This window comes from Arthrobacter sp. 05N429 (assembly GCF_056397045.1).
This window is the reverse complement of record NZ_JBFTMQ010000018.1, coordinates 1-16,666: the sequence shown is the minus strand read 5'-3', so window position 1 is coordinate 16,666 and position 16,666 is coordinate 1. Positions and strand designations below refer to the sequence as shown.

The following is a 16,666-nucleotide window of genomic DNA, read 5'->3' as shown; positions in this document are numbered from 1 at the left end:
TGGACTTGAGACCTGCACGCGGGTCTCCGCCTTGCGTTGCCCGGCTCAAACAATGAGCCCGGGTCAATCAGTGAAAGTGAGCATTCCTCATGAGCAGCCCAGCAGGCCCCGAAGACCGCAATCCCCGACGCTCCGGTGACGGGGAACCGGCCGTAAACCAGGAGGCCCGGATCCACGACGCACGGCAGGATGCTGCCCGCCAGGACGCTTCCCGCGCCAACGACACGCGCGTCATTCCGACCGGCACCGCTCCCGACGCGGCCACCACCCGGAGCCACGACGCCGTCCGCCCGGAACCGACCCGCGCCCAGGCCGTGACCGCCGAGCGCCACAACGGGACCGGCCGTGACTACGCCGCCGTCGCCGGCCATGACACCGTCTCCGACGAGGTCCCCACCCGGGAAACCGTGGTGGCCCGTGAAAAGGAGCAGTTCGGCGGCATCAAGATCGGCTCTGCCTTCTTCGGCTGGCTCGCCGCCACCGGCATGGCGGTGCTGCTGACCGCGCTGGTCGCCGCCGCCGGCACCGCCGTCGGCCTCGCCACCAACACGGACGTCAACGCGGCTGTGAACTCCGCCGATCAAACGGTGGGAATGGTGGGCATCATCGTGCTGCTGGTCATCCTGTTCCTGTCCTACTACTCCGGCGGCTACGTCGCCGGCCGGATGGCGCGCTTCAACGGCGCCAAGCAGGGCTTTATGGTGTGGGTCTGGGCTCTCATCGCCGCGGTCGTCGTCGCTATTCTCGGCCTCGTGGCCGGCCAGCAGTACAACATCCTGGCCCAGCTCAACAGCTTCCCGCGCATCCCGGTCAACGAGGGCGAACTGACCACCACCAGCATCATCGCCGCAGTGGTGGTGGCCGCAGTGGCCCTGGTTGGCGCCGTTCTCGGCGGAACCGCCGGCATGCGCTTCCACCGCAAGGTGGACCGTGCCGGCTTCACCCCGGCGGACACTGTCGAGGAGCGCTAGGCGGTTTCGTCAAGGTAGTACCAGCGGCGGTCGACCCGCCGGAAGCGGCTCGTCTCGTGGTGGACTCCGCGTTCGCCGTCGTGCCGGAAGTGGGCCTTGAACTCCACGGTCCCCTCGGTGTCCAGCGGGCCGCCCCGCCCGGTGGAAATGATGTCCAGGCGCCGCCACTGCTGGTCCGGGTCCAGTTCCAGTGAGGCCGGCCGCGTGTCCGGGTGCCAGGTGCGCAGGAGGTAGCCGGCGTCCAGCACCACGAAGGCGCTGTACCGGGAGCGCATCAGCTGCTCGGCCGTGGGAGCTTCGGCTTCGCCGGAGTGGAAGCGACCGCAGCAGTCCGCGTACTGCTCCCCGGAGAGGCAGGGGCAATTACCGCGGAACAGGGGCCGTTCCGGCTGGGCATTGGCCGCGGTATTGGCGGAGGCTGGGGGCGTCACAGTTGTCCTTTCAGGGGGCCGGATCACGCCGGCCGTGCACCTTCCGACTATAGACGCACAGTCCCGGCGGCGGAGGGGCGGCGGACCCATAACAGCTCTGACACGACTCGGCGAAGACTCCGGATGCCTGCGTGTCCACGGAAAAAAGTCCGTATGGTTAAGGGGTGCTGTTGCCCGCCGCTCTTGGCGGGCTGCGTCGCGGCAAGGCCAGCAAGGAGAGGTGAAATGGAAGATCCGACAACCATCGCCCTCAACCTGACCTTCTTAGGGACCCTCGGAGTGGCGCTCGTCATGTTCTTCGGCCTCTTCCTCGTTTTTGTGGCCACGCTGGTCATCGCCGGGCTCGGCCGGCTTGCTGCCGTGACCATCATGGCCCTGGGACGCGGACTTTGGCGGTCCACAGGAAAAGCCGCCCTTCCCGCCGACAACGTCCAGCAGGACCGCCTGGTCCGGGCCGTCGGAGCCACCCAACACGCCCGGCCGCAGAAAGCTGCGAAACCGGTGAAGGCGGTGAAAGCCGCAAAGGCGGGCAAACCGGCGAAGCCTGAAAAGCCCGCCAAGAAGGAACCCGTCCTGTCACCGGACTGGGCTGCCGCCGTCGCGCAGGCCGATGCCCGCGCCGCCGCACGTGCCAAGGCGGAGGCTGCCCCGGCCGTCAAGGTCTCGGTCCGCGAACTGCCCAGCCCCACGGCTCCCGCACGGGACGTGTTGGCCGTGGCGCCGCTCGTCGAGTCCGCCACGGACCGGAACGGCCAGCTCGGCACGGTCCCGCCGGCCTTCCGGAAAGCCCCGATGCCCGCCGCGAAGTCCATGCTGGACACCGGCTCGCTGGTCTCCCTTCCCGGCCGGCTGCCGCTGCCCCGGAAGCCCCAGGGGACGCCCCAGAACCGCCAGCGGCCCACGCCGCAGGCCCAGGAGCGCAAAGCCGGCTGAGGCCTTACCCCCGGCAGGCAAGTCGGCTACGGTGAAACCCATGGAATTCAGATACCTGGGGAACAGCGGCTTCAAGATCTCGGAAATCACCTTCGGCAACTGGCTCACGCACGGCTCGCAGGTGGAGAACGACGTCGCCACCCAGTGCGTCCGAGCCGCGCTCGACGCCGGCATCAGCACCTTCGACACGGCGGACGTCTACGCCAACACGGCCGCGGAAACCGTGCTCGGCAAAGCCCTCCGGGATGAGCGGCGCGAGTCGCTGGAGATCTTCACGAAGGTCTTCGGCCCCACCGGGCCCAAGGGCCACAACGACCTTGGCCTCTCCCGCAAGCACATCATGGAGGCTATCAACGGCTCGCTGACCCGGCTGCAGACGGACTACGTGGACCTCTACCAGGCCCACCGCTACGACTACGAGACCCCGCTGGAAGAGACCATGCAGGCCTTCGCCGACGTCGTGCGCCAGGGCAAGGCCCTCTACATCGGCGTCAGCGAATGGACGGCCGCCCAGATCCGCGACGGCCACGCCCTCGCCAAGGACCTGGGCTTCCAGCTGATCTCCAACCAGCCGCAGTACTCCATGCTGTGGCGCGTCATCGAAGCCGAGGTGGTTCCGACGTCCGAGGAGCTGGGCCTCTCCCAGATTGTGTGGTCGCCGATTGCCCAGGGCGTGCTGAGCGGCAAATACCACCCCGGCAAACCGGCCCCCGAAGGCAGCCGTGCCACGGATGCCAAGGGTGGCTCGAGAATGATCGAGCGCTGGATGTCCGATGAGGTCCTCACCGGTGTGCAGCAGCTCAAGCCCATCGCCGACGAGGCCGGGCTGACCATGGCCCAGCTGAGTATCGCCTGGGTGCTGCAGAACCCGAACGTGGCCTCCGCCATCATGGGGGCATCCCGCCCGGAACAGATCGAGAAGAACGTGGCGGCCGCAGGTGTGAAGCTGGACGCCGGGATCATGGAGAAGATCGACGCCGCGATCGGCTCGCTCGCCGAACGGGACCCGGCGCAAACCAAGTCGCCCGCCTCCAGGGAGGCATAGATGACAAGCCTGCCCCCGCTCGCCGTCACCGGTTCCACCGGAAACCTGGGCGGCCTGGTGGCCAGGCTGCTGGCCGGGGCCGGCAGCCCGCAGCGGCTGCTGGTGCGCGACGCCGCCCGCGCCCCGGAACTGGAAGGCGCCGTCCCCGTCGTCTGCACCTACATGGACTCGGTGCGGGCCAAGGGTGCACTGGACGGGGTAAAGACGCTGTTTATGGTCTCCGCTGCCGAGGCCGAAGACCGGCTGCAGCAGCACTACGCTTTCGTGGACGCGGCCATGGCCGCCGGCGTGCAGCACATCGTGTACACCTCGTTTTTCGGAGCCGCGCCCGATTCCACTTTCACCCTGGGCCAGGACCACTACGCCACGGAGGAATGGATCAAGGCCTCCGGAATGGACTACACCTTCCTGCGCGACAACTTCTACCTCGACTTCCTGCCCCTGCTGGCCGGCGAGGATGGCGTCATCCGTGGCCCCGCCGGGGACGGCGTCATGGCAGCCGTGGCCCGGGCGGACATCGCCCGATCCGCCGTAACCGTGCTCCGCGACCCGGCTCTGCATGTGGGCAGGACCTACGACCTCACCGGCCCCGAGGACATCTCCCTGGCCGAGGCCGCCAGCCTTCTCACCGCCGGGACCGGCCGGACCATCACTTTCCAGAATGAGACCGTCGAGGAGGCCTACGCCTCTCGGGCTTCCTACGGCGCTCCGCCGTGGCAGGTGGACGCGTGGGTGAGCACCTACACCGCCATCGCGGCGGGCGAACTGGCCGGTCCGACGTCGGCCGTGCACGAACTCACCGGCCGTGAACCGCTGGGCCTGGCGCAGTTCCTGGCGGAGTCGCACACCCTCTAGGCGCCCGGGCAGGGTGCGGGGAGCCCGGCCTGGCCCAGTATTGACGGGTACCGGGCTGCGGCGTAGACCTGAATACGGGTGACACCGGTCCAAAACCGGGCTGGTCCGGAGCAGAATCGCAGCGCCATGCCAAAGCAAATGTCCCGACACTCGTCCATCCTGAAGACGCCGCGCCATGGACGGAAGCCCACGCCGCACCCCGGCGAACCGAGCCATGGTCCGCTGACGGCGGAGGAACTCCAGCTCGCGGTGCGGAACCACTCAATGCCGTTGGAGGCCCTGCAGAGCGACACCACCCCGCCCGGGCTGCACTATCTGCTGAACCACTTCGACATTCCCTTCATCGACGCCGAGCATTGGCACCTGCGGATCGGCGGCGCCGTGCAGCGGGCCCAGGAACTGAACCTCAAGGCACTGCGCCGGGCGCCGCGGATCAGCATCCCCGTGACCCTGGAGTGCGCCGGCAACGGCCGCTCGCTGCTGCGGCCCCGTCCGCTCAGCCAGCCCTGGCAGCTCGAGGCCGTCGGAACCGCCGTGTGGACCGGGGTTCCGCTCGCCTACCTGCTGGCCCAGGCCGGGGTGGAGGAGGAGGCCGTGGAGGTGGCGTTCACCGGCGCCGACAGCGGAATCCAGGGCGGCGTCCGGCAGCAGTTTGCCCGGAGCCTCCCGATCGCCGAGGCCCTGCGGCCGGACATCGTCCTCGCTTACCGGATGAACGGCAATGACCTGCCGCCCCAGCACGGCTACCCGCTGCGGCTGGTGGTCCCGGGCTGGTACGGCATGGCGAGCGTGAAGTGGCTCTCCTCGATCAAGGTGCTGACCAAACCGTTCGACGGGTTCCAGCAGACGGTCGCGTACCGCTACCAACAGGACGCGGACGACGCCGGCACGCCCGTCACGTGGATCAAGGTCCGCTCGCTGATGGTCCCGCCGGGCGTGCCGGATTTCTTCACCAGGAGCAGGAACCTGCCGGCCGGTCCGGTGATGCTGACCGGCCGGGCCTGGTCCGGCGAGGGGGCGGTGCAGCGGGTTGACGTGGGCATCGACGGCAAGTGGGCGCCGGCGCACCTGGAGCACCCGGCCGCGCCCTTCGCCTGGTGCGCGTGGTCGCTGCCTTGGGTGGCTGACCCCGGCGAACACGAGCTGGCCTGCCGCGCCACGGACGCCACCGGTGCCACCCAGCCGCTGGAGCAGGCCTGGAACTACCAGGGCATGGGCAACAACGTGGTGCAGCGGATCAAAGTGGCGGTCGGGTAGCCGCAGCGAACCTGGTGGCGTAGCCGCTAATAGTCCACGATGGCGCCGGCGGAGATGTTGACTGTGGCGTCGGTGATGGCCCCGGCCTTGTCCGAGGCCACGAAGCAGGCGACGTTCCCGACGTCGGCCAGCGTCGCGGTGCGGTTCAGGTGGGCGGTCCTGGCGATTTCCACCACGATTTCCTCACGCCCCTCCGCCTGCCACGGAATCGTCTCGATGATGCCGCCGGACACCATTGTGACCACGCGGATGCCGTGTTTTCCCAGTTCCAGGGCCCATTGCCGGCGCAGTCCCTCCATGGCGTCCAGTGCCACCTTGAAGCCGCCGAGCCCGGGGATGGTCTGGGGGCCGGAGCCTCCAAACATCAGCACCACGCCGGAGCGCTGCCTGATCATGTGCGTCGCCGCGGCCCGGGTGGTGATGAAGTGCGTGCGTGTGGCCAGGGTGATGGGCTGGGTGAAGTCGTTGACGTCGATGTCCATCAGCGGCTGCTGGATGTCGCCGAACGAAATGAGGTTGAAGGAGATGTCGATCTTCTTGTTCTTCTTGGCCACCCGCTCCACAAACGCGTCGACCTGTTCCTCGTCCAGGGCATCGACGACGGCGGTCTCCGCCCGGCCGCCCTCCTCCTGGATATCCCGGGCTACTTTTTCCAGCCGCGACCCGGTGCGCCCAGCGAGATGGACGAAGGCGCCTTCCGCCGCAAACGCCCGTGCCACGGCCCCGCCGATGGAGCCGCCTGCACCGTAGATCAGCGCGGTCTTGCCCTGCAGGAGTCCGCTTCCCGGCCCCTCATTGTTCAGCATGGTCGCCTGCCTCCCGCGGTGGAGTGGTAAATTCCCTCAACTATGTTCTCGCCGAAGGTCGCTGGCAAGAGGGGTCGATCAGTTCAGGAGGCCAGGGTTCCGCGGACAATGCTCACGCTGGAGTGCGCGGGGTTCCCGTCGACCGGCTCGTCGGACACGTCCACGATCGGGTATTCGGCCAGATCCAGCCCGGCCGGGACCGGGAAAGCTCCGGACTCGGAGGTCATCACGCCCAGGCTCACCAGCCGCGTCAGATCGGGCGCGATCAGCCAGACCTCCTGATAGCCCCGCGCTTCGTTCTTGTCCACCCGGACTTCCAGCGTGCGCTGCCCGTCCTTGGCTTCGACGACCTTCGCCGAACCCGTGGCGGAATGCTGGTCTACCGGCGCAAGTTCGGCCTGGGCCAGCGGGGTCACCACCGGCTGGTTCTGCTGCACGGACCAGAAGACCCCTGCAGCCAGCAGCGCTGTGGCCGCGGCGGCTGCCAGCCACACCCCGGGACGGCGCAGCCAGCCGGAACCGCCGCTGCGGTCCGGCTGCCGGCCGGACCCTGCCTCCCGAGACGGAAGCTCCGTCACGGAACCGGCCGGCGACTGTGGCCGAGGCTCTGAGGACTCGTCGGAACCCAACGACGTCGGGGATGCGAGCGGGTCGGCGGCGACTGCGGGGGAAAGCCCCAGAGCGCTGTGAATTCCTGCCCACACCTGCGGCCCGGGCGGCTCGAGTGCGGTGGCGCCCGGCCCGGGCTTTGCCGCCACGACGGCGCGGCGGAGTCCCGAGTATTCCGCTGCGCAGCCGGGGCAGGAACGAAGGTGTTCCGCGGCGTCGTCTCCGAGTTCTTCGCCGAGGGCCAGCAGGCTCAGGGACTCCGGATCAAGATGCTGCACGGTCTACCTCCAATCGGCTTCTGAGTTGGGACAGGCTGCGGCGGATGTGGCTCTTGACGGTACCAAGCGGCAGGTCCAGCTTCTGTGAGATCTGCGAATGCGTCAGGTCATCGTAAAAGGCGAGCTTGAGGATCGATCCCTGCGGCTCCCCCAGCCGTTCCAGTTCCCCGTCCAGCAGCAGGCGGTCCGCCAGCACCTCCGCCGCTGCGTGCCCTGCCGTCTGTTCCGGGTCCGGGGAGAGCTCGACGGCGGCCAGCACCTTACGTGTTTCCCTCATCGAGGCCGCCTGTGCGTCCGTGATGACGTTTCGGGTTATGCCGACAATCCATGCCGGAAGCCGCGCTTTTCCGGGGTCGAATGCAGACCGCGAGCGCCACACCCGGATGAACACTTCCTGCGTGGCGTCGTCTGCTGCGGCGTTGTCGCGCAGCGAACGCAGTGCCAGCGTGTGCACCAGGGGGGAGAACTGCCGGTACGCCTCGGCCAGCGCGGTTTCGTCACCGGCTGCGAAGGATTCATCAAGTCCCGCGTCCCAGACGGAGGGCGGATCGAAAGGTGCCAAGCCCGGCTCCTTCCCGCTGCGGGTGACGGTGAGCGCTGCGTCATGAATCATGCCGGCACCGCCGTGACAATCACATTGTCGCCGTAGTCCTGTTGTTCGTCCAGCCATCGGCCACCGCAGGTCACCAGCTTCAGCTGGTGCGGGCCGTCCCGGCGGAAGACGGATGCGCCGTCGAACGCGTCCTTGGCCATGAGTTCCACGCCGGTCACCCGGAAAGTCAGGGGTGGCGCCCCCTCGCGCTGCACCGTCACGAGGGTGCCGGGCGCGAGCGATTTCAGCTGGGAAAAGGGCGCCGAATCGGAAGTTGTGTCGACGTGCGCCGCGACCACCGCGGTGCCGGCTGCGGCTCCTGGGGCCGGGCCGAACCGGTACCAGCCGGCCTCCTCGAACGGCTCCGGGATCTCCATGGCCCCGTCGAGGCTGACGCCCACCTCGACGATCGGCATGTTGATGGTGGTGCCCGAAACGGTGAGGAAGCGCGGGGCCGGATCTACGGGCACGGCCTCTGGCGTTGCCGGCCGGACAGGGATGGACGGCCCCGGAACGGCCGTGGCCAGCGCCGGAGGCTGCGAAGGCTCGGCGCCAGTTCCCCCGGTGACGGGAGCAGCCGTCTCAACGGGTTGCGGAAGGTGCGAAGAGGCGGTTTCCCGGGGCGTGGCGCATCCGGCGATCAGCAAGGCCACCGTCAGGCCGGCGGCCGCGATGCGCGCAGCGGAGCCTCGTGCGGCTGTCCACTGACCCGGAGCCGGGGGGCGCCGGGCGGCTTCCGTCGTCGTGCGCTGCATGTCCGTCCTCCTGCCGTGTTGGAGCGCGTGGCCCAGCCGCCCGGCGGGTAACCGGGCGGCCGGGCGGCTGGCGGGTGCTGCCTAGCGGATGCGGCGGAGCGCCGGCTGCTTGCGGGACACAGCGACCCCGCCGGCAAGCAGCAGCAGGAGCGCGCCGCCGATACCTACCGTGGCGGCTGTCTGGCCGGCTGATGCAGTTTCGGCGTCAACGGCGCCGGAGCGGCCGCCGGGAACACCGGCAGGGGCGGAGTGCAGCCCCTCAATGTTCTGAACGGCCAGCTTCAGGCTGTTGTCTGTGAGGCTGCCCCACGCGTACACCACCGTGTGCGTGCCTTCAGCGACGGTCACATCGGCCGGGCCGATCACGGGAGCGGTGGTGCCGGCAGCCGCCACCGCGACGGAGAGAGTGCCGGGATCGAGCGTGAGCGTCTCCTCATTCGGGTTGGCCAGGCCGGAGATGACGGGCGTGCCGCCAGCGAGGATGTCGACGGCCGGGGCTGCTGCCGTGTGGCGGACAGTCAGTTTGCCCTTGCCTGCATCAATCTGTGAAACGTCGTTCGTGAAGAAGTTAGCGGTCGGCTTGCCCTCGGCGTCGAGGTTGGCCACTGCGGTGTAGTTGCCGCTGGCAGCGAGGGTGACCTTCACGGGACCGATCACCGGGGCGGAGGCGTCCGCGGCGTCGGCGGCGGTGATGGCAAGGTCATAGTCCCCGGCCGGCAGGGCCAGAGGACCCGCCAGGGTACCGGGGGCGAAGTCGTCAAGGGTACGTTCGCCGTTCACCCAGACGTCAACGGTAAGTCCGGGAACGCCGTGCAGGACGGAAAGCTGGGCGTCGGACTCGGCTGCCTGGGCGGGGCCGGCAAGGGTGAGGGCTGCCGCGATCGCCACGGCGCCTGCTGTGAAAATGCTGGTACGCATGTACATCTCCTTCAACGGCCCGCCGGGCGGGCGATTTTTGCTGACACCCCTACTACCGGCGCACGGCGCCGTTTGGATGCACATGCATGTAAATCTTTTTGAAGGAGCGGGCGGCACGCAGGGGCGGGCACAACAGGGCGGCCGGGCTGCTCTGGTGAGCTGCCCGGCCGCGGCTGGAGTTGTCCCTGCAGGTGTCAGGCGCGCGGCGGCGCGAAGGGTCCAGGCGGGTTGTCCGGACCAGGCGTTCCGTCCGGCGCTGCGGGGGCCGCCGGCTTGTCCGGGCCAGCCGGGGCGTCCGACTTGTCCGGGCCCGTGGCTGCGGGGCCGCCAATGCCGTAGAAGCCCGCCTGGCCCTCGGCCGGCGCGGGCGTGGCCGGACCAGTTCCGCCGGGACCCGACTGACCGGAATAGGGCGGCGCTCCGGCATAGGACGTGTCGCCGGGTCCGCCCGGGAGCGGCGCGTACCCGGGGCCGGCAGGAGTCATGGCGGGCGGAACCGCAGCGGCTTCTCCGGGATCCCGGGGGCCCATATCCAGGTGGAACGGCGGGTATTCGTCACGCATCAGCGCGACATAGGCGGTGACGCGGTAGATCCAGCGGTTCAGCCCCATCAGGAAATCGAACATCCCCCGGGAGTACACCCCCGTGAACAGCAGGATGACCCCGGCGATGAAGACCAGCAGCCCGAAGAGGGACATCCCCGCGCCCACCTGCGACCATTCGCCTTCGCTGTACACCCAGGTCGCGGCCGTGCCGGTGAGCAGCCCGATGATCAGCAGGTGCGGGAGGGCAAGGAGCCAGGACTTCACGAGCACCAGCCCGTGGGAGAGCTTCTCGGGATAGTCGACATCGAAGTCGGCCGGGTAATCGGTGCGCTCCAAGGTGAAGGGAGGGTAGCGGTCGGTGCCGAGCGCCGCGTAGCAGTAGAAGGCCACCCGCCAGCTCCAGCGGATCACCCCGACGTTGAAGTTGAACAGCGAGCGCGGGTAGTGCCCGGTGAAGAGGATCGCGAACCACGCCACGATGGTGACCACGCCGAAGGCAAACCAGAGGAAGAAGAGCACGATGAAGTGCGGAATGGCGAGGAACCACTTGACCAGCCACTTCCAGCGGGACAGGTCCGGGTCCACATAGCCACTGAGCCGGGCCGGATACACGACGCCGGAACCCGGCGGGATGCCCGGCGCCACCCCCGGCGGGGTGCCCGGCAGCGCGCCCGGCAAGGCGCCCGCTGTATACGGCTGAGCGGCGTAGGCCGGCTGTCCCGGGACGGGCTGGACGCCATACGGTTGCGCCTGCTGGCCGGGTCCGGCCGGCGGCCCGCCCTTGCCGCGGCCCAGCCCTGCGGCGCCGAAAATGATGAGGGGCAGTCCGATGAGGAGGAGCAGGATTCCGCCGACCAGCAGCCCGATGAAGACAGGCCACAGGAGATCAGAGCGGGCGCCGGCTTGAAGGTCCACGGCAACCGGTGCCGTGGCGTCGGCATTCATGATCACCACAGACCAGGACCCCGGCCGCAGATCCCACCTGAGCTCCTGGGTTCCCTGCCCGGTGGCCACCGCAGTCCAGAATCCCTGGTTCGCAGGCGATGCCGGCACCTTGGGACCGGCCACATCGCGGTACAGGGCCCGGAACGGCGAGAATCTGACGTCGACGATTTCGGAGTGGTTGACATCGGCCAGATAGGCCGCCACGTCGGCCTGCGGGGCGATCCCGATGAAGATCGCCTTGGTCGGATCGGCCACCGAGCCACGGAGCAGGATGCTGCCCGGCACAACGACGGGAGCCGTTTCAGGGAAGCTCCTTTCCGTCATGATGTCGAGGCGCGGTGAAGTGAGGGCGAAGGAATTGGCGGCGAAACGTTCCACGGGCGTGGTGAAGAACCCGTTGTCGCGCTGTTGATAGTTGGCCCATCCGACGGCGCCGGAGCCGGCCAGCAGCCCCAAGCCAAGGAGTGCGCTGAGCGTGCCCAGCACGAGCATGACAATCCGGCCTGGTCGCATGAGCGCCGTCCTTTCACATGGTCCTTGTGAGACCTCCGGTTCAGCATGGACGCCGTTTTAGCGCCCCAGCGAGGTAAGCAGGCTGTGCGCCCAGCTCTCGGCTTTCTCGATTTCGCCGTCGCGCAGCGGCCCTTCACTTCCTTTCACGTAGAACGGCATGGGTTCGGCGATGATGTCTGCTCCGCCTGCTTTCAGGGCATGGGTTATCTTCTTGGCGGCATCGCCGTGGATGAACATCCGGACGCGGGTGTCGAACGCCGCGGCGTTCACGCCCTTGAGGGACCCGCTGCCCAGGGCCGAGAGCAGCGAGGTGATTTTCGGCGTCGGACGCCATCCGTTGATGGGACTGCCCACCACCAGCAGGTCCCCCGCGGCGAGCGTCTCGGGTTTGAAGTCGCCGACCGGGACGGAACTCGCCTGCAGCCCGTCGAGTGAACCGGCGATCGCCTCGGCGACCGACCTGGTGTTGCCGTAGGCCGAATCGTAGACAACCAGGGCTTTCATGCGGTGATCACTACCTTGAGCGCCTTCGTTTCCGCGGCCCGGGCGAAGGTGTCGTAGGCCTCCAGGAACTGGTCGAAGGTGAAGTGGTGGGTGGCGAATTTCTCCGCCGGCACCTTGTTCTGCGCCACGAGCTTGAGCAGCATCGGCGTGGTGTTTGCATTGACCAGTCCCATGCTGATGTTGATGTTCTGGATCCAGAGGTTTTCCACATGCAGCTCCACGGGCTTTCCGTGCACGCCGACGTTGGCTACGTTGCCGCCGGGGCGCACAATGTCCGTGCACATGCTGAAAGTCGCCGGAATTCCGACCGCCTCGATGGCCACATCCACGCCCTGCCCGTCGGTCAGCGCGAGCACTTGGTCCTTCCAGTCGGGGTCGCTGGAGAGCACGACGTCGGTGGCGCCGAACTCGCGGGACTTCTCCAGCCGGTTCGCGTCCAGGTCGACGGCGATGATGGTGGCGGCGCCGTAGAGTCCGGCGGTGGCGATCGCGGCGAGGCCCACCGGGCCGGAGCCGACGACGGCGACCGTGTCGCCGGGCTTGACGCGGCCGTACTGCACACCGATCTCGAAACCGGTGGGGAGGATGTCGGAGAGCATCACGGCCCGTTCGTCGGTGACGCCCTCAGGGAGCAGATGGAGGGAGTTTTCGGCGTAGGGGACGCGGACGTACTCGGCCTGGGTGCCGTCGATCAGGTGGCCGAACACCCAGCCAATGCCCGATGCCCCTTCCTCACCCATGCAGTGCGAGTAGAGCCCGGTCTTGCAGTTGGCGCAGTGGCCGCAGGACTTGATGCAGGAAATGATGACGCGGTCCCCGACTTTCAGGCTGGTGACCGAGGAGCCGACCTCGGTGATGGTGCCCACGCCTTCGTGGCCCAGGATCCGGCCCTTGGTCACAGCGGGAACATCCCCTTTGAGGATATGGAGATCCGTGCCGCAGATCGTGGTGGTGTCCACCTTGACGATGACGTCGCTGGGATTCTGGATCTTCGGGTCGGGGACGTCCGTCCAGGATTTTTCTCCGGGACCGCCGTAGACGAGGGCTTTCACGCGTTCTCCTTGATTCTGAGCAGGCTCGGCGGATCCACGATGCGCAGCCGGCACGGCGTCACAGAGGCGTCGATGCCGGACGACATGATCGAGTGGCGGGCATGCTCGTGGAGTTCCTCGATGGCATCGGCCGTCACGCGGGCGTGGGCCAGGTCCACCACGATTTCGTACCCGGGAAGTTTGGCTGCCACGCGTCGGCAGACCACATAGAGGGCGCGGATGTTCGCGGGCGTAACGACGCCCCGCACGTCGACCCGCGCCGACTCCGCAGTGGCGTCGATTCGGATGAGCACTTTGATCTTGGGATCACCGTGTGAGGGGTGGGCGTAGTAGGCGCTGCTGCGGGTTCCGTGGTGCCGGTGTGTCACGGGGCATCAGAGCTCCAGTGCTGCCCGCGAGCGGCTTGAAAAGCGTAAGAATCGCTGTTAACAGTCATGTTGGCTGCGGTCTCCTGCCCTGTTCCGCAGACGCGGGCCAGGGCAGGGTGCCTTTTCCTTCCCCAAGGTTCGAGCGAGACCGTACAACTGTTGTGACAGGCGGTTCATCCCCCAATGGCCGTGCAGGAACCGCCCCAAAATCCAGCATGGAGGGTGCATGTTTCCGGTGCAAGGGGCGAAAGTCCCTTGTCCGGCGGCCACCCCGGAATCCGGCGGCATTCCCCGGCCCGAGCCGGTGCCGCGGCGGTTCCGGATTGGCGCCGCGCGCTCAGGCACCTAGCCTGTTCCTTATGCCTGAGACACTTGCCGACCCCGTGAATGACCTCGTGCTCGCCTCGGCGCGGATTCCCGGCGGGGCGGCGCTGCACGACGTGCACGTGGCCGGCGGGGTGGTGTCGCGGATCTCGCCCGCAGGGACGCCGGGCAACCCCGGAACCCTTGTGGTTGACCTGGACGGCCGGTACGTCATCCCTGGGCTGTGGGATGAGCATGTCCACATGACACAGTGGGCCCTCGCCGCCAACCGGATTGATCTCTCCGGCGCCGCCTCGGCGGGTGAGGCGGCCGACGTCGTGCGTTCCCAGCTGTCCGGTTCCGGCCTTGCGGAAGAAGGACGCGGCGGCCTGACGGTGGTGGGCGTCGGTTTCCGGGACGCCGTCTGGGCGGATGTTCCCAGTCTGGAGTTGCTCGACGGTGCCACCCGGGGCCGGCCGACCGCGCTGCTGAGCCATGACCTGCATTGCGTCTGGCTCAACAGTGCGGCGGCTTCCCGTTACGGCATGGCGGTGGATGCGACGGGGCTGCTACGCGAGGAGCCGGCGTTCGAACTGACCCGTGAGCTGGGCAGACTGCCGGACGCCGTGGTGGACGCGTGGGCAAGCGAGTCGGCGCAGGCGGCGGCAGCACGCGGGATCGTGGGCATTGTCGACTTCGAAATGACGTGGAACCGCGACGTGTGGCTGCGTCGCCTGGCCGGCGGATTCGACTCCTTCCGGGTGGACGCCGGCGTCTACCCGCAGGACCTGGACAGGGCCGTTGCGGCGGGGCTGCGGACCGGTCTGGAGGTGTCCGGCGGGGCGGGGCTGCTGCGGGTGGGTCCGCTCAAGGTGCTGATCGACGGTTCGCTGAACACCCGCACGGCGTACTGCGTGGACCCGTATCCGCACGGCGGCCGCGGACTGCTCACGGTGAGCGAGGCGGAGCTGCTGGAACTGCTGGTCCGGGCCCGGGAGTCGGGGTTTGTCCCGGCGGTGCATGCGATCGGCGACGCCGCCAACGAGGTGGCGCTGGATGCGTTCGCGGCGGCCGGGATCGCCGGTCGGATTGAGCATGCCCAGTTTGTCCGCGGCCAGGACTTCGCCCGCTTCGGCGAACTGCGCCTGACGGCGAGCGTCCAGCCCGCCCATGCCCTGGATGACCGTGATGCGGCCGAATCCAACTGGGCCGGCCGCACGGACCGTGCGTTTCCGCTGCGGTCGCTGCTGGCCGCCGGGGCAACGCTGGCGCTGGGCTCCGATGCTCCGGTGGCGCCGCTGGAGCCGTGGACCGCGATGTCGGCAGCGACTACCCGGGCGCGGCAGGACGGGCGCGGGCCTTGGCACCCGGAGCAGGCCCTCACCCGGCAGGAGGCCCTGACGGCGTCAACGCGCGGGCGGGGCACGGTCCGGGCCGGGGACCCTGCGGACCTGGTGGTACTCGACGGCGATCCGCTGGCGGTGTCGGACGCTGTCTTCGCGGAGATGCCGGTGGCCGCGACACTCGTGGCCGGGCGGTTTACGTTCCGGGACGGCGTCTAGCCGGCTTAGCCGCTCTTGACGCGCGACTGGACGAGGTTGGCGAACGGCAGCCGGCCGAACTCCTCCACGAACGCCGCGTGGTAGCCGGCTTCGGCGGTGTTCAGCTGCTCAACGGGCAGCTCCTTCCAGGCGATGATCAGTTTATTGGCCGCCCCGAGCTGCCAGATCAGCCGGCCGTCCCAGTGGCCGGGCGGTTTGCCTTTGCCGAAGTCGACGAATTCCTGGATCTGCCTGCGGAGCCCGCGGTTGCCCTTGCTGCCCGCTCCGGCCTTCCCTATGTAGAGGACGTCCGCGCCCTCGACCCATTCGGCGGCGAGCGCATCCGCCGTCAGGGTGGGGTCCTTTTTCTTGAAGATGCCGGCCGTGCTTTTGGCCAGGTACTGCGGCCGGAAGCCATCGGGCTGCAGCACCGCGAAGACCCCGGGCTTCTGCGGGATCCGGTTGATCTCGAGGTCCCCGAGCGCCCGGAACCCGGTGAATCCGTCCTGCTTCAGTGACTGTCTGTTAATCGGCATGGGTTCCTTGGATCGGGGCGGGGCGTTCCTTTAAAGCTTACGGAAGCGCCGGTTCCGCGGCCGCTTTTGGTTCCGCGGCCGCTTTTAATGTCTGAGGTGACCGATAGTTTGGATCCATGAACGGCAGGCAGGAGCCCGACATGGCTCCAATAGCGGCAACAGCTAAGACGGTCGCGGAGGTGGTCCGGGCGCTGGCCGCTGTCCGGCCCGCACGGGACAGTGCCGGGCTGATCAACCAAATCCGTGAACTCGAGGACGCGAAGTCCGCCGCTGCCGCATCGCAGGCCCGCCTGACCGTCACACTCGATCTGCTCCAGCGCCGCGAACAGTCCGACGCCGGGACGCCGGTGGCGGAACTCGGGGCCGGAGTGGCCGCGCAGGTCGCCCTCGCCCGGCGGGAATCCCCGGCCAAAGGCGGCCGGCTGCTCGGTCTGGCCAAGGCCCTTGCCAATGAAATGCCCCGTACCCTGGCTGCGTTGGAGACCGGGCAACTCAACGAATGGCGCGCCATCCAGCTGGTCCGCGAAACAGCCTGCCTGACCGCGGAAGACCGGGCCGCGGTGGACGAGGAACTCGCCCCCGACGCCGGGACGTTCGACGGCGCCGGGGACCGGGCCATCATCGCCGCGGCCAGGGCGGCAGCCTACCGGCGGGACCCGCGGTCGGTCACCCAGCGTGCCGCCCACGCCGCCACCGAACGGAACGTCAGCCTCCGCCCGGCCCCGGACACCATGTGCTACCTGACGGCCTTGCTCCCCGTCGCCGCCGGTGTGGCGATGCACGCGGCCCTCACCCGGCACGCCGACTCCCTGCGTTCCGCCGGGGACCCCCGGACCCGCGGCCAGCTCATGGCCGACGCCCTCGTCGAACGCACCACCGGCACCCCCGGCGGCATCACCGGGATCGAGA

18 protein-coding genes are annotated in these 16,666 nt (G+C 68.6%); 7 read left to right on the top strand and 11 right to left on the bottom strand.

Features of this window, described 5'->3' with window-relative positions; genetic code table 11:
* The first annotated feature begins 89 nt into the window (after positions 1 to 89).
* Positions 90 to 971 carry a TIGR04086 family membrane protein gene (locus tag AC1DF4_RS18550; RefSeq protein ID WP_476914249.1) on the top strand — a complete coding sequence of 294 codons (882 nt, stop codon included), beginning with the start codon at positions 90 to 92 and terminating at the stop codon, positions 969 to 971.
* Here AC1DF4_RS18550 and AC1DF4_RS18545 read toward each other — a convergent pair.
* Positions 968 to 1,348: a YchJ family protein gene (locus AC1DF4_RS18545; protein WP_476914266.1), complete on the bottom strand. Its 381-nt coding sequence runs from the start codon at positions 1,346 to 1,348 to the stop codon at positions 968 to 970. The two genes, AC1DF4_RS18550 and AC1DF4_RS18545, sit on opposite strands and share 4 nt — an antisense overlap.
* Before the next feature lie 279 nt (positions 1,349 to 1,627).
* Between AC1DF4_RS18545 and AC1DF4_RS18540 the strand changes: the two genes are divergently transcribed.
* From AC1DF4_RS18540 to AC1DF4_RS18525, 4 genes are all read left to right on the top strand, one after another.
* Entirely contained in the window at positions 1,628 to 2,335 is a 708-nt protein-coding gene (locus AC1DF4_RS18540) for a hypothetical protein (protein WP_476914248.1), read from the top strand.
* Between the two features lie 40 nt (positions 2,336 to 2,375).
* Positions 2,376 to 3,380, top strand: a complete 1,005-nt coding sequence (locus tag AC1DF4_RS18535) for an aldo/keto reductase family protein (RefSeq protein ID WP_476914247.1) — start codon at positions 2,376 to 2,378, stop codon at positions 3,378 to 3,380.
* On the top strand, positions 3,381 to 4,235 hold the full coding sequence (locus AC1DF4_RS18530; RefSeq protein WP_476914246.1) for an SDR family oxidoreductase: 855 nt from the start codon (positions 3,381 to 3,383) through the stop codon (positions 4,233 to 4,235).
* Between the two features lie 138 nt (positions 4,236 to 4,373).
* Positions 4,374 to 5,492: a sulfite oxidase gene (locus tag AC1DF4_RS18525; protein ID WP_476914265.1), complete on the top strand. Its 1,119-nt coding sequence runs from the start codon at positions 4,374 to 4,376 to the stop codon at positions 5,490 to 5,492.
* Between the two features lie 26 nt (positions 5,493 to 5,518).
* Here the strand turns inward: AC1DF4_RS18525 and AC1DF4_RS18520 are convergent, their stop codons facing one another.
* The 9 genes from AC1DF4_RS18520 to AC1DF4_RS18480 all read right to left on the bottom strand — a co-directional run bounded on the left by AC1DF4_RS18520 (position 5,519) and on the right by AC1DF4_RS18480 (position 13,377).
* Positions 5,519 to 6,298 (bottom strand): SDR family NAD(P)-dependent oxidoreductase, encoded by a 780-nt coding sequence (locus tag AC1DF4_RS18520; protein ID WP_476914245.1) that lies wholly within the window; start codon positions 6,296 to 6,298, stop codon positions 5,519 to 5,521.
* Between the two features lie 83 nt (positions 6,299 to 6,381).
* Complete coding sequence (locus tag AC1DF4_RS18515) at positions 6,382 to 7,185, bottom strand: anti-sigma factor domain-containing protein (protein ID WP_476914244.1); 804 nt, start codon at positions 7,183 to 7,185, stop codon at positions 6,382 to 6,384.
* Positions 7,172 to 7,798, bottom strand: a complete 627-nt coding sequence (locus AC1DF4_RS18510) for an RNA polymerase sigma factor (protein ID WP_476914243.1) — start codon at positions 7,796 to 7,798, stop codon at positions 7,172 to 7,174. The genes AC1DF4_RS18515 and AC1DF4_RS18510 overlap by 14 nt, the downstream gene beginning before the upstream one ends.
* Positions 7,795 to 8,532, bottom strand: a complete 738-nt coding sequence (locus AC1DF4_RS18505) for a class F sortase (protein ID WP_476914242.1) — start codon at positions 8,530 to 8,532, stop codon at positions 7,795 to 7,797. The genes AC1DF4_RS18510 and AC1DF4_RS18505 overlap by 4 nt, the downstream gene beginning before the upstream one ends.
* Before the next feature lie 81 nt (positions 8,533 to 8,613).
* Complete coding sequence (locus tag AC1DF4_RS18500) at positions 8,614 to 9,450, bottom strand: DUF4397 domain-containing protein (RefSeq protein ID WP_476914241.1); 837 nt, start codon at positions 9,448 to 9,450, stop codon at positions 8,614 to 8,616.
* Positions 9,451 to 9,644: 194 nt separating this feature from the next.
* The gene (locus AC1DF4_RS18495; RefSeq protein WP_476914240.1) at positions 9,645 to 11,453 is read right to left on the bottom strand and encodes a DUF4389 domain-containing protein; all 1,809 of its coding nucleotides are present in this window, start codon (positions 11,451 to 11,453) and stop codon (positions 9,645 to 9,647) included.
* Between the two features lie 57 nt (positions 11,454 to 11,510).
* Entirely contained in the window at positions 11,511 to 11,957 is a 447-nt protein-coding gene (locus AC1DF4_RS18490) for a flavodoxin family protein (RefSeq protein WP_476914239.1), read from the bottom strand.
* Complete coding sequence (locus tag AC1DF4_RS18485) at positions 11,954 to 13,009, bottom strand: zinc-dependent alcohol dehydrogenase family protein (protein ID WP_476914238.1); 1,056 nt, start codon at positions 13,007 to 13,009, stop codon at positions 11,954 to 11,956. The genes AC1DF4_RS18490 and AC1DF4_RS18485 overlap by 4 nt, the downstream gene beginning before the upstream one ends.
* Positions 13,006 to 13,377: a hypothetical protein gene (locus tag AC1DF4_RS18480; protein ID WP_476914237.1), complete on the bottom strand. Its 372-nt coding sequence runs from the start codon at positions 13,375 to 13,377 to the stop codon at positions 13,006 to 13,008. Before AC1DF4_RS18480 ends, AC1DF4_RS18485 begins: the two co-directional genes overlap by 4 nt.
* A gap of 359 nt (positions 13,378 to 13,736) precedes the next feature.
* On the opposite strand from AC1DF4_RS18480, the gene AC1DF4_RS18475 reads away from it, so the two are divergent.
* Positions 13,737 to 15,242 (top strand): amidohydrolase, encoded by a 1,506-nt coding sequence (locus AC1DF4_RS18475; protein WP_476914236.1) that lies wholly within the window; start codon positions 13,737 to 13,739, stop codon positions 15,240 to 15,242.
* A 5-nt stretch (positions 15,243 to 15,247) separates the two neighbouring features.
* Here the strand turns inward: AC1DF4_RS18475 and AC1DF4_RS18470 are convergent, their stop codons facing one another.
* A complete protein-coding gene (locus tag AC1DF4_RS18470; RefSeq protein WP_476914235.1) occupies positions 15,248 to 15,757 on the bottom strand; it encodes a hypothetical protein in 510 nt (169 codons plus the stop codon).
* A gap of 140 nt (positions 15,758 to 15,897) precedes the next feature.
* Between AC1DF4_RS18470 and AC1DF4_RS18465 the strand changes: the two genes are divergently transcribed.
* On the top strand, positions 15,898 to 16,666 hold a 769-nt coding region (locus AC1DF4_RS18465; RefSeq protein WP_476914234.1), incomplete at its 3' end, for a DUF222 domain-containing protein.